Source organism: Rhizobium sp. PEPV16, assembly GCF_008919455.1.
GTDB lineage: Bacteria > Pseudomonadota > Alphaproteobacteria > Rhizobiales > Rhizobiaceae > Rhizobium > Rhizobium leguminosarum_Q.
The window spans coordinates 74,872-99,236 of sequence record NZ_VSZV01000349.1 but is presented as its reverse complement, the minus strand read 5'-3'; the positions used below and the strand labels follow the sequence as shown (position 1 = coordinate 99,236).

At 55.5% G+C, this 24,365-nt stretch carries 21 protein-coding genes and 3 pseudogenes; 17 read left to right on the top strand and 7 right to left on the bottom strand.

The window, feature by feature from the left end:
* Together FY112_RS30250 and FY112_RS30240 are read left to right on the top strand one after the other, a co-directional pair.
* Nucleotides 1–401: pseudogene (locus FY112_RS30250) on the top strand (Zygote formation protein zyg1); the annotation flags it as partial.
* Nucleotides 402–777: 376 nt separating this feature from the next.
* Nucleotides 778–1,671 (top strand): annotated as a pseudogene (locus FY112_RS30240) (transposase).
* A gap of 229 nt (nt 1,672–1,900) precedes the next feature.
* Here the strand turns inward: FY112_RS30240 and FY112_RS30235 are convergent.
* Nucleotides 1,901–2,290 (bottom strand): annotated as a pseudogene (locus FY112_RS30235) (DDE-type integrase/transposase/recombinase); the annotation flags it as partial.
* A gap of 206 nt (nt 2,291–2,496) precedes the next feature.
* Between FY112_RS30235 and FY112_RS30230 the strand changes: the two are divergent.
* The 9 genes from FY112_RS30230 (at nt 2,497) to FY112_RS30185 (ending at nt 11,023) form a co-directional block, all read left to right on the top strand.
* A complete protein-coding gene (locus tag FY112_RS30230) occupies nt 2,497–3,348 on the top strand; it encodes an electron transfer flavoprotein subunit beta/FixA family protein (RefSeq protein WP_138333885.1) in 852 nt (283 codons plus the stop codon).
* 17 nt (nt 3,349–3,365) lie between these two features.
* Nucleotides 3,366–4,487: an electron transfer flavoprotein subunit alpha/FixB family protein gene (locus FY112_RS30225; protein ID WP_151519983.1), complete on the top strand. Its 1,122-nt coding sequence runs from the start codon at nt 3,366–3,368 to the stop codon at nt 4,485–4,487.
* Nucleotides 4,488–5,795 carry an FAD-dependent oxidoreductase gene (locus FY112_RS30220; RefSeq protein ID WP_151519982.1) on the top strand — a complete coding sequence of 436 codons (1,308 nt, stop codon included), beginning with the start codon at nt 4,488–4,490 and terminating at the stop codon, nt 5,793–5,795.
* Nucleotides 5,796–5,806: 11 nt separating this feature from the next.
* Nucleotides 5,807–6,103, top strand: a complete 297-nt coding sequence (locus FY112_RS30215) for a ferredoxin family protein (protein WP_138333879.1) — start codon at nt 5,807–5,809, stop codon at nt 6,101–6,103.
* A 195-nt stretch (nt 6,104–6,298) separates the two neighbouring features.
* Nucleotides 6,299–7,852 (top strand): nif-specific transcriptional activator NifA, encoded by a 1,554-nt coding sequence (gene nifA / locus FY112_RS30210; protein WP_151519991.1) that lies wholly within the window; start codon nt 6,299–6,301, stop codon nt 7,850–7,852.
* A gap of 215 nt (nt 7,853–8,067) precedes the next feature.
* Nucleotides 8,068–9,561, top strand: coding sequence for a nitrogenase cofactor biosynthesis protein NifB (nifB, locus tag FY112_RS30205; protein ID WP_151519981.1), 1,494 nt, complete (start codon nt 8,068–8,070; stop codon nt 9,559–9,561).
* A 15-nt stretch (nt 9,562–9,576) separates the two neighbouring features.
* Nucleotides 9,577–9,771 carry a 4Fe-4S binding protein gene (locus FY112_RS30200; protein ID WP_017958634.1) on the top strand — a complete coding sequence of 65 codons (195 nt, stop codon included), beginning with the start codon at nt 9,577–9,579 and terminating at the stop codon, nt 9,769–9,771.
* Nucleotides 9,772–9,933: 162 nt separating this feature from the next.
* Nucleotides 9,934–10,140 carry a putative nitrogen fixation protein NifT gene (gene nifT / locus FY112_RS30195; protein WP_017958633.1) on the top strand — a complete coding sequence of 69 codons (207 nt, stop codon included), beginning with the start codon at nt 9,934–9,936 and terminating at the stop codon, nt 10,138–10,140.
* A 136-nt stretch (nt 10,141–10,276) separates the two neighbouring features.
* Nucleotides 10,277–11,023 carry a glutamate acetyltransferase gene (locus FY112_RS30185; protein WP_246700783.1) on the top strand — a complete coding sequence of 249 codons (747 nt, stop codon included), beginning with the start codon at nt 10,277–10,279 and terminating at the stop codon, nt 11,021–11,023.
* Between the two features lie 233 nt (nt 11,024–11,256).
* Here the strand turns inward: FY112_RS30185 and nodX are convergent, their stop codons facing one another.
* The 6 genes from nodX to FY112_RS30155 form a co-directional block, all read right to left on the bottom strand.
* Nucleotides 11,257–12,360, bottom strand: coding sequence for a nodulation protein NodX (nodX, locus tag FY112_RS30180; RefSeq protein ID WP_151519980.1), 1,104 nt, complete (start codon nt 12,358–12,360; stop codon nt 11,257–11,259).
* Between the two features lie 198 nt (nt 12,361–12,558).
* Entirely contained in the window at nt 12,559–13,338 is a 780-nt protein-coding gene (locus FY112_RS30175; RefSeq protein ID WP_138386454.1) for an ABC transporter permease, read from the bottom strand.
* 3 nt (nt 13,339–13,341) lie between these two features.
* On the bottom strand, nt 13,342–14,376 hold the full coding sequence (gene nodI, locus FY112_RS30170; RefSeq protein WP_151519989.1) for a nodulation factor ABC transporter ATP-binding protein NodI: 1,035 nt from the start codon (nt 14,374–14,376) through the stop codon (nt 13,342–13,344).
* A gap of 37 nt (nt 14,377–14,413) precedes the next feature.
* The gene (gene nodC, locus FY112_RS30165) at nt 14,414–15,691 is read right to left on the bottom strand and encodes a chitooligosaccharide synthase NodC (protein ID WP_151519979.1); all 1,278 of its coding nucleotides are present in this window, start codon (nt 15,689–15,691) and stop codon (nt 14,414–14,416) included.
* A gap of 22 nt (nt 15,692–15,713) precedes the next feature.
* On the bottom strand, nt 15,714–16,364 hold the full coding sequence (gene nodB, locus FY112_RS30160) for a chitooligosaccharide deacetylase NodB (protein WP_017958627.1): 651 nt from the start codon (nt 16,362–16,364) through the stop codon (nt 15,714–15,716).
* On the bottom strand, nt 16,361–16,951 hold the full coding sequence (locus FY112_RS30155) for a NodA family N-acyltransferase (RefSeq protein ID WP_017958626.1): 591 nt from the start codon (nt 16,949–16,951) through the stop codon (nt 16,361–16,363). Before FY112_RS30155 ends, nodB begins: the two co-directional genes overlap by 4 nt.
* A gap of 257 nt (nt 16,952–17,208) precedes the next feature.
* Between FY112_RS30155 and nodD1 the strand changes: the two genes are divergently transcribed.
* From nodD1 to FY112_RS30125, 6 genes are all read left to right on the top strand, one after another.
* Complete coding sequence (gene nodD1 / locus FY112_RS30150) at nt 17,209–18,141, top strand: transcriptional regulator NodD1 (RefSeq protein ID WP_151519978.1); 933 nt, start codon at nt 17,209–17,211, stop codon at nt 18,139–18,141.
* Between the two features lie 653 nt (nt 18,142–18,794).
* A complete protein-coding gene (locus FY112_RS30145) occupies nt 18,795–19,073 on the top strand; it encodes an acyl carrier protein (RefSeq protein ID WP_077988156.1) in 279 nt (92 codons plus the stop codon).
* Nucleotides 19,074–20,285 (top strand): beta-ketoacyl-[acyl-carrier-protein] synthase family protein, encoded by a 1,212-nt coding sequence (locus FY112_RS30140; RefSeq protein WP_151519977.1) that lies wholly within the window; start codon nt 19,074–19,076, stop codon nt 20,283–20,285. It begins immediately after the preceding gene.
* Between the two features lie 384 nt (nt 20,286–20,669).
* A complete protein-coding gene (gene nodL, locus FY112_RS30135; RefSeq protein WP_017958622.1) occupies nt 20,670–21,242 on the top strand; it encodes a nodulation O-acetyltransferase NodL in 573 nt (190 codons plus the stop codon).
* Nucleotides 21,243–21,822: 580 nt separating this feature from the next.
* Complete coding sequence (gene glmS, locus FY112_RS30130; protein WP_138386456.1) at nt 21,823–23,649, top strand: glutamine--fructose-6-phosphate transaminase (isomerizing); 1,827 nt, start codon at nt 21,823–21,825, stop codon at nt 23,647–23,649.
* A 77-nt stretch (nt 23,650–23,726) separates the two neighbouring features.
* On the top strand, nt 23,727–24,212 hold the full coding sequence (locus FY112_RS30125) for a MaoC family dehydratase (RefSeq protein ID WP_138386457.1): 486 nt from the start codon (nt 23,727–23,729) through the stop codon (nt 24,210–24,212).
* Nucleotides 24,213–24,365 lie beyond the last annotated feature (153 nt).

The window sequence follows — 24,365 nt, the reverse complement described above, 5'->3', positions numbered from 1 at the left end:
CGATTGATACACAGGTAATTCAACAGCTCATCCCGGGTCTAACGTCCGGTAGCTCGTTGGAAATCGCCAAAGGGGTGCTGAATGCCCTCAACGGCGAATTCAAGACGGAAGGGGCGGTCGAGAAGACAAAGCTCGCCCATATCCTGTTTATCTGCGAAGAGCTTTTCGGCGCTCCGAGTGTCACCGTACGTCTGTTCTTTGCTTCCCAGGAATCGCACAAGGCGATGACCTCCACGCCCTGCCACAAGACAACCTCGTTTTCTTTCGAGCAATTGCAGGAAGCCAATACCTTCCTGTTTGTCTCTCCTCACACGATCGCCAAATTCGCAGGCATGTTCGGGGACTTTCCTGAAGAATACAACAAACTGATCGAGAAACTCTCCGGATACGTCGACGGCTAACCCGCTATCGGCGCAAGTGTTCAGTTTAAAACAGGAGGAACTCGTGAAATATTATTGCTGGATGCAATACTACGACAATGACACTAAAAAACAGACCAAAAGTTCCGAAATAAAATTCGCAGACAAGCACAACCACTCAGCCACGCCAAGTGACAAGGACTGGGAGGATTGCCTTGACGATCTTGTCGACAAAGTAAATAGTCTGAGAGAGGCGCCGTTGGCCGCCCTTAGCAGTGCTACGATTGAGGCCTCCGCCGAAAAGAAAACCCGGTCCGCGCACTAGCCTGAATCTCTCAAAGTAAAGGGTGCATCGGGCCTGCGAATCTGAGAAACTGCTTTTAGGACAAAGGCTTACCAGATTCGTTACGGAGGCCCGATGCAAACACACTGTATCTCCGCTCAACTCGCATTTGAAGGCTTCGACGGCCACAAAGTCGTCGCTGGCTTCGATGGCGGCGCGATCACCTCGGATGCCTGTGCGCTGCTGCTTCGCCACGTCGATGGGGCCATCGGGCTATTCGACCGGGTGGCCGCCTGCTTCATTGATGGCCGCGATCGCAAGTGCACGGTCCACAGCATGCGCACGCTGGTCGGGCAGCGCATTGCAGCGATCGCGCTGGGCTATGAGGATGCCCGCGACGAACTGATGGACTGGTGCGAGGCAAACGGCGTCGACTATGTCTTTGGCCTTGCCCGCAACAAGCGGTTGGAAGAGAAGATCGCCGAGGCCCTGGAGGAAGCGAGCCTTGCGGCCAAGGCAAGCGGCCAGGCTGCCCGCGTCTTCCGCGACTTCCTGTGGTAGACGAAGGGCAGCTGGTCATGCCGACGGCGGGTGGTGGCCAAGGCCGAATGGACGATGGCGGGGGCCAATCGGCGCTTCATCGTCACCTCGCTGGAACCGGAATACTGGGCGGCACAACCGCTTTACGAGGAGCTTTACTGCGCCCGTGGCGATATGGAGAACCGCATCAAGGAATGCCAGCTCGATCTCTATGCCGACCGCACCAGCGCCCACACCATGCGCGCCAATCAGTTGCGGCTCTGGTTTGCATCCTTGGCTTATGTCTTGATCGGGGCGCTACGCCGCCTCGGCCTCGCTCATACCCGGCTTGCCGATGCCACCTGCGGCACGATCCGATTGAAGCTGTTGAAGATCGGCGCCCAGGTCCGCGTCTCAGTCCGCCGCATCAAGGTGGCGGTGGCTTCGGCCTGCCCCTATGCCGAGGAGTTTGCCCTGGCTCACGCCCGAATATGCGCTGCGGCCCGATGATGCCGCCGGACCTGAACCCACCCACCAACGACAGAGGATACATCACCGGCCCAGACAAAACGCCCCACATCGCGGCGACGGCCGCGCGCGTCCTCGGTGTGCACGCAACGCCAGCCGATAGCGCACCCAATCAATACCAGTGATGCTGTGAGAAAAGCGGGCTAGCGGGCACTGTGCGGCGATGTCACGTTGTTTGATCAAGGTCGGAACAGGGCTCTTGTCTGAGACGTCAGGCGGTTGCGCCGGTCACGGCTTTCCACTGCGCCATTGCGCGGATCCGATGGATGTGGATGGCGAGGGCTGAGTTTTTCTGGTGCGGGGGGACGAAGAGATTTCGGAGTGCCGAAAAGATCGATATGAACCGTTGCAAGCCGCCGACGGATCGAAATCCCTGCATCATCCGCTCCCGTTTTCGAAGCGGCACGTGAGAATTCTCGGCCCGATTGTTCAGGCCCTTGTGCGATCGATGTTCGACGGCGGGCATCACCTCCCGTCTTGCAGCACCATATGAGCGCAATTTGTCGGTGACGATCCGCTTCGGCGTCAGGCTTTGCTTCTTCAGCAGCCTGACCAGCAATCGCCTGGCGGCTTGGGTATCGCGGCGGGCTTAAACGATCTCCTTGGGTGAGACAATACGAGTCTCACCTTGATTGTCGCCGCGCAGATTGCGACACGACATGACGGCAACCCTACAAAACCCCTTCGCATAGCGACAACGAAACATGTGCAATCTCGAAGGTTTACCGGCGCAACCTGATTGGCACGAGTAGTGCTCAGAGTAAGCCGGGTCCTAAAGCCCAAATCCGATTGGGAGCTTAAACGACTATGCACATCGTGGTCTGTATCAAACAGGTGCCGGACTCTGCGCAGATACGCGTCCACCCGGTGACAAATACGATCATGCGCCAAGGCGTACCGACCATCATTAACCCTTACGACCTGTTTGCCCTCGAAGAGGCACTACAAGTTCGTGACCGCTATGGGGGCGAGGTGACCGTTCTCACGATGGGACCGCCCATGGCTGAGCAAGCGCTACGCAAAGCCCTCACCCACGGCGCAGATCGCGCAGTGCTTCTGACCGACCGCCACTTTGCTGGATCTGATACGCTGGCGACCTCGTATGCACTTTCTCACGCAGTAGCGAAGATTGGCGAGAGCTATGGGGCGCCTGATATCGTCTTTACCGGAAAGCAGACAATTGACGGCGACACGGCCCAGGTCGGACCCGGAATTGCAAAGAGGCTGAACCTCCAGCAACTGACTTACGTAACGAAGATTGTCTCCATTGACCCCACGTCGCGCGAGCTCATGGTTGAACGGCACGCGGAGAGCGGCACGCAGATGCTGAAGAGCACGTTGCCATGTCTCATCACCGTGCTGGAAGGTGTCAATGCTATCCGCCGGGGCTCTCTCGATGACGCCTTCCGAGCCGCGCGAAGCCCGGTTCTCAAATGGGGGGCCGCTGACGCCGGCATTGGGGAGTTGACCAAATGCGGCCTAAGGGGATCGCCGACGGTCGTGAAGCGAGTATTCGCCCCTGGTCCGCGCGCCGAAAAAGCTATGCAAATGGACATTAACGACAAAACGTTGGCCGAGGTCGCCGCGGACACGGTCACTGCAATTTTTGCCCGCCAGCCTGTTTTGGAACGCAAGCTCACGTCCCATGGCAATCGGTGAGCAGCGAGGAGTAGATTTTGGTTGCTAGAAAAAATGAAACGCTGGCAAACGCGGTCGGCCGCGCCAGCTCAGGGAAAAAGCTGCTTAAGTGTTTCGAAGATCACCGGCACGTCTGGGTCTTCATGGAACTTGAGCGCGGCAATGTTCATCCCGTATCGATTGAACTCCTCGGCGAAGGCCGCAGACTAGCTGACAAACTGGGTGTCCAACTGGCCGGGGTAATCCTCGGTTCGTCTGAAGGCGTGGGCACCAAGCCTGCGATCGAAGAGGCCTTCGCCTACGGAGCTGATGTCGCCTATCTAGTAGAGTCGCCACTCCTCGCCAATTATCGAAACGAACCCTTCACCAAGGCTTTGACGGATCTGGTCACTACTCACAAACCAGAAATTCTCCTTCTCGGCGCGACCACGCTCGGCCGCGACCTCGCCGGTGCTGTAGCAACGACGTTACAAACAGGGCTTACGGCTGATTGCACCGAGCTGGATGTTGATGGAGATGGTTCACTCGCAGCGACGCGGCCAACTTTCGGCGGGTCCTTGTTGTGCACGATCTACACGCTGATTAGCCGGCCGCAAATGGCAACGGTGCGGTCCAGGGTCATGGCGACGCCGCAACGTGCGGATAAGCCAATTGGGCGCGTTATCCAACATCAACTCCTGATGGTTGAGGAGGAGATCGTCACCAAAGTCTTCGCGTTCCTTTGTAACAGCGGGTCTGAGCAATCCGATCTGGCCAACTCCGACATCGTGGTCGGGGGCGGACTCGGCCTCGGCGCTGCAGGAAACCTGCAATACTTGAGAAACCTGGCAACGACGATCGGCGGGGGAGTCGGGTGCTCGCGCCCACTGGTCCAAAAAGGCTGGATGCCTGCGGATCGACAAATTGGTCAGTCCGGCCATACCATTAGACCCAAGCTCTACATCGCGGCTGGAATATCTGGCGCGGTCCAGCACCGCGTTGGCGTCGAAGGAGCCGATCTGATTGTCGCTATCAACCTCGACCAGAACGCTCCGATCTTTGACTTCGCCCACATCGGCGTTGTCGCTTGCGCGCTGGAGTTCTTGCCGGCGTTGACAGACGCTTTCGCCAAGCGAATGGCACCGCACAACTCTATCAAGGTTATGGACCTAGGAAGCTAGATGACCCAGAGTAAGTTCGACGCGATAGTCGTTGGTGCCGGTATGTCCGGCAACGCCGCAGCGTATTCGATGGCAAGGCGCGGTCTAAAAGTGCTGCAGCTGGAGCGCGGAGAACATTCGGGCTCTAAGAATGTTCAAGGGGCTATATTGTACGCCGACATGTTGGAGGCGATTATCCCAAACTTCCGCGATGACGCTCCTCTTGAACGGCATCTGGTCGAGCAACGATTCTGGCTCATGGATGACTCGTCGCACACGGGCGTGCACTATCGCTCTGGTGACTTCAATGAACTGAAGCCAAACCGGTATACGATCATCCGCGCCCAATTTGACAAATGGTTCTCACACAAGGTGCGCGAAGCGGGCGGCACAGTCCTTTGTGAAACGACAGCGACCAGACTCGCTTGGGACCTGAGCGGTAAAGTAATAGGCGTTCACACGGACCGAGAGGGCGGGGTGATCCTCGCGGACGTAGTCGTCCTTGCTGAGGGCGTGAACGGACTGCTTGGAACACGAGCCGGCTTACGCGATATGCCGAAGCCGGAAAATGTGGCCCTCGCTGTCAAGGAAATGCATTTCATGCCGGAAGACGTCATCGCAGAGCGCTTTGGCCTCAGCGGTAGCGAAGGCTGTGTGATCGAAGCCGGCGGCACGATCTCACGCGGAATGGCCGGACTGGGCTTCCTTTATACCAACAAGGAGTCGATCTCGGTGGGGATCGGCTGCCTCGTCTCCGGTTTAGCGGAAGGCATGGAAAATCCGTACCGCCTTCTTGACGCCTTCAAGCAACATCCCTCGATCCGACCATTACTGGCCGGATCAGAGATCAAAGAATACGCCGCGCATCTTATTCCTGAGGGTGGCTTCAAGGCAATCCCACAGCTCTTTGGCAACGGTTGGGTCGTCGTGGGCGACGCGGCGCAACTAAACAATGCCGTGCATAGGGAGGGATCGAACCTTGCGATGACATCCGGCCTCATGGCGGGTGAAGCAATCTTCCAGGTAAAGAGCCGTGGCGGTCTGATGACGAAACGCAATCTCTCTCTCTATAAGGGCATACTGGACAAGTCGTTCGTCATGAAAGACCTGATCAAACACAAAGATCTTCCAAGCCTCCTCCACACCGACAGCCACAATTTTTTCATGACGTATCCAACGCTTATATCTCAGGCAGCGCAAAATTTTGTGCGCGTCGACGGCGCACCTAAAATCAACAGGGAGAAGGCTACAGCTGCCTCCTTTATCAAGGCACGATCCCGTTGGGGGTTGATTAGCGACGCGGTCCGCTCCGCCGCATCATGGCGCTAAAGGAAAATTCGATGAAGACGACCATCATTGAGCGCATTGAGGATAAGCTGTACCAAAACCGATATCTCGTCGATACTGGACGACCACACATTACGGTGCGACCGCATCTGTCGCCAAGCCCGAGCCTCCTCGCCTTGACGAAAATCTGTCCGGCCAAATGCTACGAGCTGAACGAAATTGGTCAGGTAGCGATTGTTTCGGATGGCTGCTTGGAATGCGGCACATGCAGAGTGTTATGCGAAGCTAGTGGCGACATAAAGTGGAATTATCCCCGGGGCGGGTTCGGGGTCCTCTTCAAATTCGGATGAAGAGTTCCTACCTCCGGCGGACAGCAGCGATCGGTGCAACTGCATTAGCGGCGGCGATTGAATGTGCATCCACTCAACTTTTCGAAAGGCTAATTTACGCCGTCGATAACACGTATCGTTAACTTAGGAATATGCGCCGACATATTTCGCGCACCAGGGTAAAAAACAGTGCACCCTCCCCTGTTTGTAGGCCCGATTAAACCAGAGACGCGGCTCAGTGTACTCTACGCCGTATCCAAAGAACTTACCTCTTCTTTTCCTCTAGACAACGTGCTGAAGGCTGTCATGAATGCTCTCGCCGAGTATCTGCTATTGAGCGATGGCGGAATCGTGATTCACGGCGCCGGAGGAGAGCCATGGATAAACGTACGGGCTCTCATTGGGCACGAGGTTCGCTCACGTCCACTTACGATTGAACAGGCGGACGCAATAGATCGTGTCCTCGCTGGCGGTGAGAAGCACTTTGGGAAAAATTCTATCGTTCTCCCCATTAAAGCAAACCGGAAAGCAATCGGCGCATTGTGGATTGATTTCGCACAGCAAAGCGTAGCTCAGGACGAAAGCCTTCTGACAAAGATTGCCGTCCTGATCGGTTTAACCTGCCAGCGATATCGCGAATTGTGCAGCGATGGCGGCTCGGTCACCGAGGAACAACAAGCAGGACAGATTCCGAAAAACAAGCCGAGGCCTCACACCCAGCACGATAAGATCGATTGGATCGTCGGGGACAGTCTCGCGATCAAGAAGGTTCTCGAAACCACCAAAATCGTGGCCGCGACAAACTCCGCGGTGCTTTTGAGAGGTGAGACCGGTACTGGCAAGGAGTGCTTTGCCAGAGCAATACACGCGCTGTCGATACGGAAAAGCAAGCCGTTTATTAAGTTGAATTGCGCCGCGCTGTCGGAAACCGTTCTGGAATCCGAATTGTTTGGCCATGAGAAAGGCGCTTTCACTGGCGCTCTCCTTCAACGAGCTGGACGATTCGAACTGGCCAATGGCGGAACGCTTTTGCTTGATGAAATTGGCGATGTATCACCACAATTTCAGGCGAAGTTATTGCGCGTGTTACAGGAAGGCGAATTCGAACGTCTCGGCGGAACGAAGACATTAAAAGTAGACGTTCGAGTTATATGCGCCACCAACAAAAACCTTGAAGTGGCCGTCCTTCGAGGCGAGTTCAGAGCCGACCTCTATTACCGGATCAATGTGGTGCCCATCATTTTGCCGCCACTTCGGCAGCGCGACGGAGACATTTCGCTTCTAGCGCAAGTGTTCCTCGAGCAATTCAACAAGGCAAATGATCGATATTCTGAGTTCGCGCCGTCGGCACTAGACATTTTGTCGAAATGCGCATTCCCCGGCAATGTTCGCGAGCTGGACAACTGCGTACAAAGGACCGCCACTCTCGCCAGTTCAAATACCATCGGTTCATCAGATTTTGCTTGTCAGAAAAACCAATGTTTTTCGGCGCTCCTTTGGAAAACCGACGTCGACGGTATTGGCAACGAAATGATGCACACTCTCAACCCGCGAGACACAATGTCGAGCGGACTGGGCCCCTACGCAGGCACTCCCAGCAGTGCCACAGCCACAATGGAGGCACCGGGTTTCACTGAGCGTGATCGACTGATCAATGCAATGGTGAAGGCTGGTTGGGTACAGGCCAAAGCGGCTCGTATCCTAGGGAAAACGCCGCGACAGGTCGGCTATGCGTTGCGCCGGTTTGGTATCGATGTGATGAAAGAGTGAAGGTGAGCGAAGTCAAGAGCGGCGTCAGCTTTGGTTGGTTGCCAGCGAAGCGACTTCGGGCGCGACCCTTTCTTGATTTCTACAAAACAGCTCCGACAGCAAGCGCGGGAATCGGGTGTTAAAGGCGACATAAGCACTGAAACCATAATATCTCGTCGACGGGAATCTCGCTTGCTGTCGGAGCTGTAACCTTTCCTCATCAGTGGAACAGTGCAATGTCGGAACCGGAAATAAAGGTCGGGACGAGCAGCAGTGCCCCCTTCCACCGAGCGCCGATGGCTCCCGCTATGCCCGGTGGCCGCGTATCTTCGTCCTATGGCCTTTCGGTGACGGATGACATAGATGCGCGGATCTGGGAGAAAATCAAAGACCATCCCTGCTTTTCAGAGCAAGCCCATCACTATTTCGCTCGCATGCATGTCGCGGTTGCACCTGCTTGCAACATCCAGTGCAACTACTGCAATCGCAAATATGATTGCACCAACGAAAGCCGCCCGGGCGTCGCATCGGTGAAGTTGAGTCCCGACCAGGCAGTACGCAAGGTGCTTGCCGTCGCCGGTAAAATGCCGGAGCTTTCCGTAGTCGGCGTTGCCGGACCGGGAGACGCTTGTTACGACTGGAGGAAGACAGTAGCGACGTTTGAAGGAGTTGCGAGAGAAATACCTGACATCAGACTATGCATTTCTACTAATGGATTGGCGCTTCCGGACCATGTCGATGAGCTAGCTGACATGAACGTCGATCACGTGACGATCACTATCAACATGGTGAATCCGGAAGTCGGGGCGAAGATCTATCCATGGATACTCCACGGGCATCGTCGATACACTGGGATAGAAGGTGCCAGGATCCTTCACGAGCGCCAAATGCTGGGTTTGGAAATGCTGACCAAACGCGGCATTCTCACCAAAATCAATTCGGTGATGATTCCAGGCGTCAATGACACGCACCTCGTGGAAGTTAACCGATGGATCAGAGATCGCGGGGCATTCATGCACAATGTGGTGCCCCTGATTTCCAAGCCTTCACATGGCACTTATTACGGTCTTACGGGTCAGCGTTGCCCGGAGCCGTTCGAACTGAAGGCACTTCAAGACTGTCTCGATGGCAACGTTAAGCTTATGCGCCACTGCCAACAATGCCGGGCCGACGCCATCGGTTTGCTGGGCGATGATCGCGAGCGAGAGTTTGCCCTCGACCAGATCTCCACCAGAGTTAAATTCGACACCAGCAAGCGCGAGGCCTATCGCAAGCTGGTCCAGCATGAGCGAGGGGATCAACTGGCAGCAAAATTGGACGCGAACAAAGCAGTCAGGTCACTAGGTTCTTCGGGAACCCTCGCTGTTGCCGTGGCGACTAAAGGAGGCGGCCGGATCAACGAACATTTCGGTCAGGCAAGGGAACTCCAAGTGTATGCAGTCTCACGAAAGGGGATCAACTTGGTGGGACACCGCAAGGTCGAGCAGTATTGCCTCGGTGGTTTAGGCGAGAAGGCCACTCTCGATCACACTATCGTTGCACTCGACGGCATCGACATTCTGCTTTCTTCCAAAATCGGCGATTGCCCAAAGAAGCGGTTGGCAGAAACTGGCGTGCGAGCCAGTGACGCATTTTCCTATAATTACATCGAGACTGCGATTGGCGCGCTATACGCCGCCGAGTTTGGCGGCAAACCGGCGATGCCGACGGCTTTAGGCCCCTCTAATTGAATCAGGAGCTAAAACATGGCCTTCAAGATCATTGTATCCCAATGCACCCAGTGCGGGGCTTGCGAATTTGAATGTCCCTCAGATGCGATCAGTTTCAAAGGTGAGGGATACGTCGTGGATTCAAAAAAATGTACTGAGTGCAAGGGTGAGTTTGACACGCAACAATGCGCTTCGGTGTGTCCGATGCCGAAGACCTGCGTCCCTGCCTGATCGCCACCGGACTAAATCGTAAAGAATGCGACGAGCTGCTAGTGGTCTCCTAAGCGAACCTGAGGTCAAAAATTCACGTACAACCGATATCCAATCCAGTGAGCGATGCGCGCAACCTGAGCTTCCGGAGCTCCAAATCCGGCGCAGCGAGAAGGGACATGCATGAGAGTGACAATCAGCAGAACTGACGTCGGCTTATCGGTCTATATTCACAAGAAAGACCTTGAGGAACCGATCATTTCGGTTGAGCACAAAAACCTATGGGGCGGCTTTATATTGCTGAAAAATGGATGGCGGATAGCCCTCCCCGACCTATCGCAGAACAGGCGCCTGCCCGTTACTGTCGACGCGAGGAGGCTATCCAGTTAGCGTGTGCGCAGGTTGATAGATGAGCGTCGATGCGAAGCGCAAGCGGGCATACACCCCAAATAGAGGGCATCGAGTTCCCGATCCCTTGAAGGCGGCTAACGGCAAGAGGCCGCCCGTAAATCAGGAGGAATCCGAGATGGCTGCCATTCAACGAAACAACGCTAGCCTAATCGGCAATCCAGGCGGAAGCCCTAAGCTTTGTAACAGCATTCATCCCATCGGTTCGGTGATATCCGCGGCGCTCCGGAAAGGAATTGGCATGAACCCCTTCGCCAGAACAGCTGCGGCTCTTTTCCTCGTGAACGGCCCCAAGAGCAATAGCCCCCTCGACGCAGAGAAGATTTGTTCAGCTTTGATTCAGACACTATTGGAAGATGCCTCCCGCAATCTGGAGGCTCGAGCCTGGCAGAACGCCGTGCAGACGGTCCCTTATCAGGTAGGAAGAATGAAATTGACGCAAACGCTGAACTGCACAATGCCGCTTGGGGGGGTGCCGGACAAACTTGCGTCGATGTGCACCAGTAAACGCCAAAGGCCCACACTGGCGAAACCCATTGGCTCCTACCTGAAACAATTTGGAAAGCCGACAGCGTTCAACTGCCTCATCCTGGATCAACCCGACACGGCTGAGATCCACCTCAGTCTGACGTGCCTGGATGTAACGGAGGACCGAAATCCGGAGAAATTTAGCATCGCTTCGACCCAAGTTTCGGCGAAGCTGAAGCTTTCGAACCAGCAAACGCAGGCCGCTATCACCGAGGCCTTCGGCTCCTTCCAGGCGACGAGCGACCAGCCCTTCTACCTCCGCACTGAATTGATTCAGATGCCCACCAAGTCAAGCTCAATGGAGGATATCCGTACCCGATGCTCTGGCCGCACGTAGTCCTGACTATTTTGATCAGCGACCATGGACTAGCGCGTCTCCTCCGCCAAAAGCGCCCGGCTGCCGCGCATTGGTCCAGTTTCACCCGGAACGACTTGCGGCCCCTGTGGTGCTTCTGGCCCAACGGGGCCTTGGGATGGGGTCACCTTCACCCACGCCGATTCATCCCAGACACCACAGTCCAATGTGGCAGCTTCCACTGGAGTTCCGATCTTTTAACAGGAGCTTTCCGTTTAAGCGCCGGAAAGCCTTCTGGCGACCAGCAATGTGCGAAGTTTCATGGCCGGCTTTTCAATCAGCACCCATGATAGAGCGGCTAATGCCACGGTTCCGACCGGCTCGACGATCCAGAGCCACCAGTGGCCGACCCATCCGATGGCGATCAGCGTGTGCATGACGAGCATATGGTAGAGGTAGATCCCGTAAGAGAGATCCTGCCCGCGCAACAGATTAGGGCGCGGAAATGAGTGCGCTGCCGACAGGACTAGACCGGCGAGAACAGCGATTCGGAATGCATCAACAGGCGCCGCATTGTTGATCGAGATGAACGCAGCGGACGTTCCTGCTACCCACCACGTTATCGCGAGATGAGTTGCCAGCCACCACAAGAGCTTGCCTTCAAAGATCTTGCTGACGCGATGCCAGTAAAACCGAGCAAGAACCCCCATCGAAAAAATCCAGAAAGTCGGGCCTGCTGTCACCGACAGGAACGGATTGTACTTATCAGTTATGTTGAAGTGCTGCGCCATGACCCAAGACCCGAGAGCGGCGACGGCAACGACTAGCGCCCCTGCTCGTTTCCACCGCCGCCAAATTTCCAACAGCGTTGGCAGGGTGAGGTAGAACGTCAGCTCCACCGTCAGCGTCCACAGCACCCCACTTAGGTCCGAGGCGCCATAAAAGCCGCTCATCGTGTAGGGCTCGTAGGTGAAGTAGACCGCCCAGATCCGTGCAGCGGTCAGGATGTAGACAGTGAAGTAAGACAGATACTGCAAGATGCCAGTGACATGTAGTCCCCCAGTCACCAGCAGGGCAAGTTCCATTATGGCGATGTTGACGAACAGTGCAGGAAAGATCCGGAGCGACCGCTTGACGAAAAAAGAGGCCGCAGACGATGAGCGGATGTAAGAATCCGTTACTAGAAAGCCGCTGATTACAAAGAAGATCGCAACACCCGGCGCCGAAAACAACAGATTGAAGACCGATGTGCCGTCTAAAGAATCGCCCAGGTGAAGCCAATTCCACGCGTGGCTGAACATCACTTGGCAGGCGGCAAAGAGCCTTAACAGGTCAAAGTTGTTCCGGTGGTCGGATGAGTGTTCATTGGATGGTCCCATGAATGTCCATCAGCGCGGGCAGATGCCGCGCAACCTTTTGGCGTTTATTGAGAACAGAACTCGGTGTAGCGGTGGACGGCATTGTTGTCGGCAGCTCTGCCGTCAGATCGTTTGCCCTCGTTCGGCAACAACGTCAACAATTACATGCTGATCCGGACGGTGGGGTCAAGGCACCGCTTACTGTGAAAGTGGCACTCATCACCGCATTAGCCGCCGTCGAAGCAATGTGGTCGACACGAGGAATGGTACGACTATGTAGATGCAGAGAACGCCGATATGCAGGCAGACATTGGCGATTGGTTGGCCCAGCATCATCGGGCGGATAACATCGATCGAATGTGCCAAGGGCAAAAAGGCGGCTATCTGTTGGAATGCTACGGGCAATTGGTCTACGGGAAAGACTGCGCCTGACAAAAACAACATCGGTGTGATGACGAGGGTTTGGTAAAATATGAAGTAATCGTAACTGGGCGCGAGGGCCGTAACGACCATTCCAAGGCTCGCAAACGCTAAGCCAGTGAGGGCGATGACCGGAAGCGCATAGAGAAGACACAGCCAATGAGTGTATCCCAGCGTGGCGGCGACGATACCAATACCGGTGCCCGCCAGCGCCGCCTTAGTTGCTGCCCAGGCCATTTCCCCAACGACGATATCCCCTAGCGTGAGCTGTGTGTACAACATTGCTTCCCAGGTGCGCTGGCCCTGCATTCGGCCAAAGGCCGCATAGATAGTCTCGAAGGTTGCAGCAGTCATCGCGCTTGTCGCGATCATTCCAGCCGCCAAAAATGCAGTGTACGATACGCCGTCAACGCGCCCTACCATCACTCCCAATCCAGCGCCGAGCCCGAATAGGTATATTATAGGATCGGCTAGATTTCCGAGAATGGATGCCAGCGCCGCTTTTTTCCAAGCCAGATAGTTTCTGCGCCAAACTGCGAGCCAGTTCAAACCGCCGGCGGGTAATGTTGCTACGCCCATCGTCTACTTCTCCATCTCGCGTCCGGTTAACCGCAAGAAGACATCCTCTAGATTTGGTGGACGCTCCAGCAAGCGCAGGCCCGAATATCCACGCAGTTGCGCGCGCACCTGCTCTGGATCAGGCGTGTAGCAGAACAGGGTCTCTCCGCTGATCTCCAGTCGCCTAGCATTCGGCCTGACCAAAAGACTAAGCTCCTGCGGATCGCCACCATAAATTTCGATCACGGGACAACCAATCTGCTCCTCGATCAGGGCATGCGGTCGGCCTTCGGCGATCTTTCGCCCAGCTTCAAGCACGCACAGCCGGTCGCACAACCGCTCAGCCTCTTCCATGATATGGGTGGTCAGAAGAATTGTCTTGCCGCGTGCCAACAGCGATCGAAGTCGTTCCCAGATCAAGTGGCGCGCGTGTGGGTCGAGACCAGTAGTCGGCTCGTCCAAAATGAGTAGCTGCGGGTCATTAATGAGCGCACGCGCCAAAGTGAGGCGCCGCTTCATTCCTCCAGATAGGTCTGCCACACGCGTATTCGCCTTGCTCTCAAGTCTCGCAAATTCAAGTAGTGACGGGATGACCGCTTCGATTTCTCGGGTGCTCATGCGGAAGTAGCGGCCGTATACTAAAAGGTTTTCGCGGACCGTGAATTCCAGGTCCAGATTATCGAACTGAGAGACGATCCCGATTTTCGCGCGCGCCAAGCGAACCTGGCCCGGTTCCTGCGCTCCGAGTACAGTGATATTGCCTGCACTTGGCGACGTCATTCCTAGGATCATACGGGTGATCGTGCTTTTTCCCGCGCCGTTCGGTCCTAAAAGACCAAAACACTCTCCTGCGGCGATAGTAAACGACAAGTCATTGACGACGACTTTACCACCATATGACTTCGAAACGCCGGCCAGGTCGATTGCGACTGCGGACAAAGAGCCAGACGGCGAGTCTATTGCCTTAAATTTCGAACGGCCCTGCCGCTCCGATAGGATCATATGATCCTGGTGCGGATCAGCGATCGTCGTCTTCAAATTCACTAATTGCCCGTTCATTTGTTGCCCCAAATTTTGAGCTGCGGTGGCGCGATCATCACTCGCCACTATAGGCAATTTCAGATGTCGCCCGCCCTGGCATTTTGGTAGCGCCCTGCTGCCCAACAGTGGGCGCAATCGCAACTGATCCGCGCGACAGCCAGTCGCTATTGGATAGGGTACAAAGGGCATAGGCCTTCAAGGGAATTAAGAGAAAGATATTCACGAGCGTGTGGAGAGAAAAACCCAGAAACCTAAGCTCGCGGGCACGATAGGCAGCCACACTGCATCGCACAAGAGTCATGGAGCCGATGACCATGATCGTCCACCATGGTACTGTGGCGGTCAACGCAAACTGGCCAATACCCGTCAACACCGACAGCGCAAGAAGTAGAGGGCCGCCATTTTGCCCGATTACGTCCAGCGTGAGATATCGATCAAGGCCAGGCAGTACGGGGAACGCAAGCAAAGTATCCCGAAAAGTGCTGCGTGCCCACCGGAGTTGTTGACGCAGATAAACACCTATTGTGTCAGGAACGACTGTCGCCGCGATGGCGCTCGGAACATACTCGGTTCGAAAACCTGCGCTCAGCATGAGAATCGTCAAATGGCGATCTTCACCGAAGTCACTCGGCTTGCCGCGATAAAGTTGCGTCTCGTACTGATCCAGCAGCGAGAGCATAGCAGAACGCCGGTACATCGCGCATGGGCCGCAGCAGCACATAACTGCACCGAAGCGAGCTTGCGCCGCGCGCTCCTCGTTGCAGGCAAGCCAGTACTCCATGTCAATCAAGCGAGTCAGCCAAGTGTCCCCCTGGTTACTGGCTTTCAATTGGCCCATCGCCGCACCGACCGCTGGATCGCGCATTTTGTGGGCGAGCTTGGAGACGACGTCGGGGGCGAGCGTGGTGTCTGAGTCCACGTTCAAGATGAGATCCCCAGAGGACTGGGTGATAGCGGCGATTTGCGCTTTGCGCTTTCCAACATTTTTAGGGAGAATTGTGAAGTTGAATCTCTCATCGTCTGCATAGACAGCGCGCTGAGCCACAACCGCGTCCCAATTTTTGGAACCGTCGTCGACTACATAGATGCGCAATTGTCCGGCATAATCCTGTTCCGCAAGCGACGCGAGGCATTCCGAAAGAACGATTGGGTCCTCGTTGAAGGACGGCACAATGACATCAACGCTTGGCACAGAGGTGGCGTCGATATCTTTCGCAGGTGTTGTTGAGATCGTTGTCCGCCTAGCATGAAAGACCTGCGCGCTCTTATAAACAGTGGAGAGCATTGCATAAAGCGAGACGGCGGCGATGCTGGTTGTTGCGAGCAGGGTCATGGTTTCTCGTTTGTCCAGTGTTTCAGGGAAGTGAACGAATTTGGAATCCGCGGCTATGCAGTGCCGGAATAATTCGAGAGAGTGCTAAAAGCGTCTGGTCACGCAGTCCGGCAAGCGAGCATTGCTCAACCTCATCGGGAGGACACCCGTCGTGCAAAAGTACGATTGCCCCAGGCCGAGCAGCAGCAAGCACCTCATCAACGATCACATCGGTGCCCGGGCAAGACCAATCTCTAGGGTCGGCCGACCAGTGAACGGCTCCAAGTCCAGCCCTCACCGATGCTGAGAGCACGTCTTCAGTCCACGCCCCGTAAGGCGCTCGTAAGTGCCGGACCCGGGCTTGGGGGCAGGCCGAGACAATAGCTTGATGCGCCTCGTCTATTTCACGTTTCACATCCTTGGGATCGCAGGTGGCGAGGTCGGGATGCGTCATGGTATGATTGGCGACATCATGACCTTCCGCCACAAGGCGTTGAATGAGTTCCGGGTGATCCTTCACGTAGGAACCGATAGCAAAAAATGTTGCCGGGACGCGGTGCTCAGCTAGAACATCAAGGATTTGCGGCGTGCAGAATGGATTGGGACCATCATCGAACGTCAAGTAAACGCAGCGATCTTCCGGTCCGTTTGTGTGATTGACCGGTACTTCGCTCATATAGGCAGGCCGCTTCATAGTTCCGACCCGTTTCGTTCAATCAACGAGCCCGCAGGCCACTCAGTCATCGGACGGTCGACGGGAACTACCAATACGAGGACATCTTCAGTGCGCGTGGCTGGCAGGTCGGAATGCGCGTCTGGAAGCGTGGAGCGCACACGCAGCCCCGTCATCATATTGGCGGTTCCGTCTCGGCAGTATCTTTCCATGTGATTCCGCATGGCGTGGCGAACTGTTCCAAAAGCAAATGGAACGCTCAACTCGCGCAGAACCGGAAACATAGCGCGGACCGAGTGAGCGATGCCTAATCCTTCTAGATCCGGTCGCACTCCGTACAGGCCTAGCTCGGCCACAAGCAAATCAGTCGTACCGACCCTTACGAAGCGGCGTAACAAGCCCATGTGGCTAGCGACACCGCGCGAGTCATATGCGATTGCGCGGCGTTCGGGCCTCGCACCACCCCAGCTTCGGCCAGTCTCGAACGGCTTGGCATTGAAAGCTCCCGTCGGCCCATAGGTCTTGCAAAAAAAATCAGCGAGCTCCGCGTGGTCTGAAGCTTCCAGCTCATTTTCCCAGCATATTTTCCATCGCACTTCAGAAGACATGCAAAAGCTCCACGTTGTTCCTTCACCCAGCCACGATCAAAGCCGCGCGAGATTGTTGCGCATGACTATTGGATTGCCGGTTAGACAATCGAGCGGTTAGGAGAAGTAAAGAATTGAAATCGGGCCCTTGCCCGGCATTTCGATTTTTCGTTCCCGGCCTTGATATTGATCAAGTTCCGGCTTTTCTATAAGTGATCCGAAAGATTGGTAAAATTGATTGTTTGGATGGCAATCATCTATGGAATGGATATACACTCATGCGTTTTAAAGGCCTTGATCTCAACCTTCTTGTAGCGCTCGACGCTCTAATGACCGAGCGCAAGCTCACAGCAGCGGCACGCAGCATCAACCTCAGCCAACCCGCCATGAGCGCTGCCATCTCCAGGTTGCGCGCCTATTTCAACGACGAGCTTTTTATTATGCAGAGACGGGAGCTAATTCCGACCCCGCGTGCGGAGGCACTCGCCCCCGCTGTTCGCGATGCTCTCTTGCATATTCAGCTCTCCGTCATCGCATGGGATCCAATAATCCCTGCGGAGTCCGACCGCCGATTCAGAATTATCCTTTCAGACTTCATGGCACTGGTCTTCTTCGACAAGATCATCTTGCGCTTAGCTCGAGAGGCGCCGGGGGTCAGCTTCGAGTTGCTGCCACTTGACGACGATCCGGAGGAGCTTCTCCGCCGTGGGGATGTTGATTTTCTGATCCTTCCGGATTTGTTCATGTCTGGCGCCCACCCAAAAGCAAGGCTTTTCGAAGAGGAACTGGTGTGTGTCGGCTGCCCTACGAACGAGCAGCTGCCAGGGAAGCTCTCCCTGGAGCAATATATGTCCATGGGGCATGTTGCGGCTAAGTTCGGACGTGGTCTTAAGCCTTCTGTTGAGCAATGGTTATTGCTGGAGCACGGCTTCAAGAGGCGTATTGAACTCGTCGTGCCGGGGTTTAACCTGATCCCGCCGTTGCTGTCAGGCACTAACCGAATAGCAACCATCCCGCTCCGGCTGGTCAAACATTACGAACAAACTATCCCCTTACGGATCATCGAGCATCCTTTGCCACTGCTTTCGTTCACTGAGGCTGTCCAATGGCCGGCTCTTCACAACACTGATCCTGGAAACATATGGATGCGCAAGATTATGATCAAAGAGGCTTCGCGCATGGAATCTGAGATGCAAAGTTGCACGTCGTAAGCGGCACCCCCGGGTTCATTCCACAGCCCCAGTAGTTAGATGGGCGCTGATCATTGGAACCGATGCATTCGGTCCCCTAACGAGGCAACGCATTATAGGCGGGTCCCGGTGCCTCAGCTCATCCAGCGATTTAAGCCATTGTGCCGAGAGCGATCGTTTCTACCTGAAGGTGCCATGTATGCTTTACCTGGCCTAATGCAAAGTGATTCAAAACTTTATTCCTGTCATTTATGTTCGGCTCAATGCTGAAAACCAGCATCACGCCACGGCGACTTCATCGACCTCCCGCACATGCTTCCTGCGCCGCACTGATAACGCGCCGGCCCGGGAAGGGCCAAAGCTCAATACTTTCGATCCGCGTAATCACGCTTTTCCTGGAGGGTTTGAAACGCCGCCGGCTAATGAATTCAGCCGCGCAATGCGCTGAGCCACGATCCATGGCGTGGATGCTTTTGATCCACACAATCAATTTTACCAATCATTTCATATGATCCATAGCAAGGCAGCCGCGCGGTGAGGTTCGGTAATTTTGTCGGTTCTGTCATCACTTAACAGACGAGCCGGAACATCTTCCGATGTTAGCAGCAATTGGATCGGGTCTTCTCGCAAGGCCGGCGGCTTGTCGAAATTAGGCATGATGGAAAGGAACACAAATGGCTGATCAACTCACACTGGAAATTATCAGTGCGATCAATAAGCTCGTCAAAGCTGAAAACGGCGAGAGAACGACCGTAGCGCTCGGCGAAATAACGACTGACACGGAGTTGACTTCGCTTGGCATCGATTCGCTGGGTTTGGCCGATGTCCTTTGGGATCTGGAGCAAATCTACGGCATCAAGATCGAGATGAACACGGCAGATGCCTGGTCGAACCTCAACAATATCGGCGACGTGGTGGAAGCCGTCCGTGGCTTGCTCACCAAGGAGGTCTGAATGGACAGGCGCGTCGTTATCACCGGATTGGGCGGATTGTGCGGACTGGGCACCGATGCTTCCTCTATCTGGACGGAGATGCGCGAAGGCCGCTCCGCCATCGGCCCGATCTCAAACTCAGAGATTCATGAGCTGAAGGGGATGATCGGGACCGAGATCAAAGTGCTGCCTCAACACGACATTGATCGCAAGCAGCTCATCTCCATGGACCGCTTCAGCCTGCTTGCCGTGCTTGCAGCTAAAGAAGCCATGCTACAGGCCGGCCTTTCGTGCGATGAAGGAAATGCCCACCGTTTCGGCGCGACAGTGGGCGTTGGCTTTGGCGGCTGGGACGCTACCGAGAAGGCCTACCGCACCCTCCTACTGGGCGGCGCGACCCGCACTGAGCTATTCACTGGGGTAAAGGCAATGCCTAGCGCGGCTGCCTGTCAAGTAAGCATGAACCTCGGGCTGCGGGGGCCAGTCTTCGGTGCCACCTCCGCCTGCGCCTCGGCCAACCATGCGATCGCTTCAGCGGTAGACCAGATCAAGCTCGGTAGGGCGGACGTTATGCTAGCTGGAGGAAGCGACGCGCCACTCGTGTGGATCGTGCTTAAGGCATGGGAAGCAATGCGCGTACTCGCTCCAGATACTTGCCGGCCATTCTCCGCCGACAGGAAAGGACTAGTTTTGGGCGAGGGTGCGGGCATGGCGGTGCTGGAAAGTTATGAGCATGCCGCCGCCCGCGGTGCAACGATGCTTGCCGAGGTCGCCGGCATTGGCCTTTCCGCCGATGCCTACCACATCGCTGCACCAGCTGTGCATGGGCCGGAGGCGGCGATGCGCGCCTGCCTTGTTGATGCGGGTTTAAATCCCGAGGATGTAGACTACCTCAACGCCCATGGCACCGGCACCAAGGCCAACGATCAGATCGAAACGATGGCGATTAAGCGCGTCTTCGGTGACCATGCTCGATCGATGTCCATCTCTTCCACCAAATCCACTCACGCGCACTGCCTTGGGGCAGCAAGTGCGCTCGAAATGATAGCTTGCGTTATGGCGATCCAAGAAGATGTCGTGCCGCCGACGGCCAACTATCGCGAGCCAGACCCCGATTGTGATCTGGACATCACGCCAAATGTGCCCCGAGAGCGCAGGGTGCGCGTGGCCATGAGCAACGCCTTCGCGATGGGCGGCATGAATGCTGTCCTTGCGTTCAAGCAGGTGCAATGAAGTGAAGATCGTCATGATTGAACCCTTGTAAGGCCAGCGGCAAAATGCCTGAGGCGGGCGCCGCCGATTCCCGTTAGCGAGGTTTTGCTGCAGTTTCGCAGATACTCGCGCATCTGAAAAATGTTCCTCCGCGCAGCCACGTTATTCAGCTTTCACCATGTGTCGCGGGAGCTGGAGCCTGACTATTTTCGTCGCCGGAGTTCTCACTCGGCTCGCCGGTCGACTAAAGTTGACGCCTCATCCTTTTCTTCCACGAACAAGGAGTGTTACTATCAATTCCACCTCCGCCTACGCCCGATATCGTGCCAGGTGCTAGCTAGCTTGGTCGCGAAGTAGTCGCACTCAAGTACCGTCCTCCCGCGAACAAGATCTGAGAAGTGTACGATGACAAGCAGCCAAAAAGAGAAGATGCTGGCAGGCGAAATGTACAACGCAGCGGACCCCGAGATCCAAGCCGAGTTGCTCCTCACCGGGGCTTGGTTGAAGCGGTATAATGACACGCTGGGCGACTCCGCCGAGCGGTGGAATGCGCTCCTTTTAGAACGATTGGGAGCAGTCGGGCTTGGAGCGGTTATTCGTCCGCCGTTCCACTGCGATTACGGGTTTAACATCCGGGTCGGAGCTTGGGTTTACATCAATTACAACTGCGTCATTCTTGACGTGGCAGCGGTAACTATCGGTGACGGAACCGCAATAGGCCCTGCTGTGCAGATTTACACCGCGGACCATCCACATGATCCAGAGCAGCGCCAGGCTGGACTGCAGTTGGGACGACCTGTCAGCATTGGCAGGCACGCCTGGATTGGCGGTGGAGCAATCATTCTCCCGGGCGTGACAATTGGCGACCACGCTGTCATTGGCGCTGGTAGTGTGGTCACGCGAGATGTTCCTGCAGGAAGCACGGCCATGGGAAATCCAGCTCGGGTCAAGGCTGGTGGACGCTTGCCGAAATCATAAAAGCAGGCGTTGGGGTAAATCCTGCGTAAGGGGTAGCTTCTTTGCTTGTGCGAGCGGAACCTCTGGCCGTCCTTGCCGTTCCAACTGTCGGCACTTGCACTCTGACGCCAACCTCTTTGCAAATGCGGCTGGGCGGTCCTGCTGGCCGATTCGTGATCACGTTTGCATGCAAAGGGGCAACTACGACTTAGGGTCAACCCGCAGACACATACCGCGCAGAAAAACGAATTGTCTTTCAGTCCGTGCGCATGATGAAAGACAATTGATCGTGTCGAATGGACATGCGCGCGGCATGTCGTCGGCAAATACCAATTCCTGTTGGCTCGAACATTTTTAGAGGTAGGCGCCCAACACCCGGGCGTAAGTTATCATCGACACTTTGCAGAAGGCACCATACGCTGCCTGCAGCGTCTAATCGACGAAACCCGAGTGCGCGACATCCATATCGTGGATGGTAGCTATTGCAACAATCAATTTTACTAATCTGTTTGGATTTATTAGCACCCCTGGAGGACCCGCACCGAGCGGCGTCCGCCTTCCTGATGACCGGGCGGGGGCTCTTGGGACGTGGGTGACGAGCATGTGTGGGATTGTTGGCATAGTCGGACGGAAGCCCGTGTCGGAGCGGCTGATCGAAGCCTTGGAGCGACTGGAATATCGTGGCTATGATTCAGCCGGCGTTGCGACGATCTTCGAGGGAGAATTGCACCGACGCCGCGCAGAAGGCAAACTCGTGAACCTTAAAACGAGATTGAAAAAAGAGCCCCTGAGCGGCACCGTCGGCATCGCCCACACGCGCTGGGCGACGCATGGTGCGCCAACAGAATGCAACGCTCACCCGCACTTTGCCGATGGCGTAGCCGTTGTTCATAACGGCATCATCGAAAATTTTGCCGAGCTGAAGGACGGATTGGCGAAGGTAGGGGTCAAGTTTAAGACCGATACGGACACCGAGGTGATTGTGCATCTCCTGACCAAATTCCGTCAGGATGGCATGGGATGTCTTGAAGCAATGCAAGCCATGCTGAAGTGCGTTAACGGCGCCTTCGCTCTTGCCATTTTGTTTGAGGAAGATCCCGCAACCATTATGGTGGCGCGCAATGGGCCACCATTAGTGATAGGCCATGGCGATGGTGAGATGTTTCTGGGCTCCGACGCGATCGCTCTTGCTCCGTTCACCAATGACATCACTTATCTGCACGATGGCGATTGGGCTGTAGTAGGCAAAACGAGTGTCCAAGTTTTCGATATCGAAGGCAAAGTCGTTACGCGCCCGCGGCACATATCGATTGCTACCGCCGACCTGGTCTGCAAGGGCAATCACCGGCACTTTATGGACAAGGAAATCTACGAGCAACCCGAGGTCATCGCCCGCGCTCTTGGTCACTACATCGATGTCAACGAAAATCATGTCAAAGCCATTGCAGCCGACATCGGATTTGCCAGGGTTGAGAGCCTCGCAATTTCTGCCTGCGGCACTGCATATCTAGCGGGGCTGGTTGGCAAATATTGGTTCGAGCGCTACGCACGGTTAATGGTTGAAATTGATGTCGCCTCTGAATTCCGCTATCGAGAAATCCCATTGTCTCCGCGGTCGGCAGCGCTCTTCATCTCTCAATCTGGTGAAACGGCTGACACGCTTGCATCGCTGCGCTATTGCAAAGCACAAGGTCTGAGAATAGGCGCTGTCGTCAATACCCCAGAATCTACTATTGCCCGCGAGGCAGATGCCATCTTTCCGATCCTCGCCGGGCCAGAGATCGGCGTTGCTTCTACCAAGGCATTTACCTGCCAGCTTGCTGTTCTCGCTGCACTTGCCATCGGCGCAGGCAAGGCGCGGGGCACAATCACGGACGACGAGGAACAAGCGCTCGTCCAAAGCCTGGCGACGTTACCAGGCGTTATGCGACGGGTGCTGAACGACATCAAGCCGAAGATCGAGCTCTTGTCACGGGAATTGTCGCATTATCGCGACGTGCTCTATCTCGGCCGCGGCACGAATTTCCCATTGGCCATGGAAGGTGCGCTGAAGCTCAAGGAGGTTTCCTATATCCATGCTGAAGGCTATGCGGCAGGAGAATTAAAACATGGTCCGATCGCCCTGATCGACGAAAATATGCCAGTCATCGTCATCGCGCCACATGATCGGTTCTTCGACAAGACTGTCTCCAATATGCAGGAAGTGGCCGCCCGCGGCGGCCGCATCATTCTGATCACAGATGAGACGGGAGCTTCGATGTCGAAACTCCCCACCATGCACACTATCGTATTACCCAATGTCGAGGAGATTATCGCGCCAATGATCTTTTCTCTGCCGCTACAGCTTCTTGCGTATCACACGGCGGTGGTCATGGGGGCAGATGTGGACCAGCCGCGGAATCTAGCTAAGTCAGTCACAGTCGAATGATTGTGACGATTGATTAGATCGCAACTCGCCTCCGGGAAAATCCACGACTTGATCAGACATCAAATAAGTGAGGTCGAATGCACGAACTTTCGCTCGCCGACGTGCCGTCGCGAATTGGCCAGGAACTCGGCAAATCCGAATGGATCACCGTCGATCAAACTACAATCGATCTCTTTGCCGATGCGACACACGATCATCAATTCATCCACGTGCACCCGGAACGCGCTGCAGTCGAAAGCCCGTTTGGTGGCACTATCGCTCATGGCTTCTTGACACTCTCGCTTCTGTCGGCGATGAACTTCAGCGGCATGCCAAGGATCCGCGAGCAGACCCTGGGCCTTAACTACGGCTTAGACCGGGTGCGTTTCATGTCACCGGTTAGGACCGGCAGCCGTGTGCGCGGCCGCTTCGTTCTCTCTGAATGTCAATTTCGCGGCGCAAGCATGCTGGTGACCACCTATGAGGTGACGGTCGAGATCGAGAACGAAAACCGACCGGCACTCACTGCCAATTGGATCACGATCATTCAGTTTGACCCGAACGACAGGCCTAAAGGGATTTGACGCCAGCCTGCCCCAGTTGCCTGGTCTACGAATAGCATCCCCATGAGCCTACGCGCTGTTTTCCATTAAGCGTCTGTTTTTCCTTACGATCGTACCTTGCGAACGTACCTTGCGAACGCCTATTGCTTCGGCCGGTTGATTAGACTTGCGCCG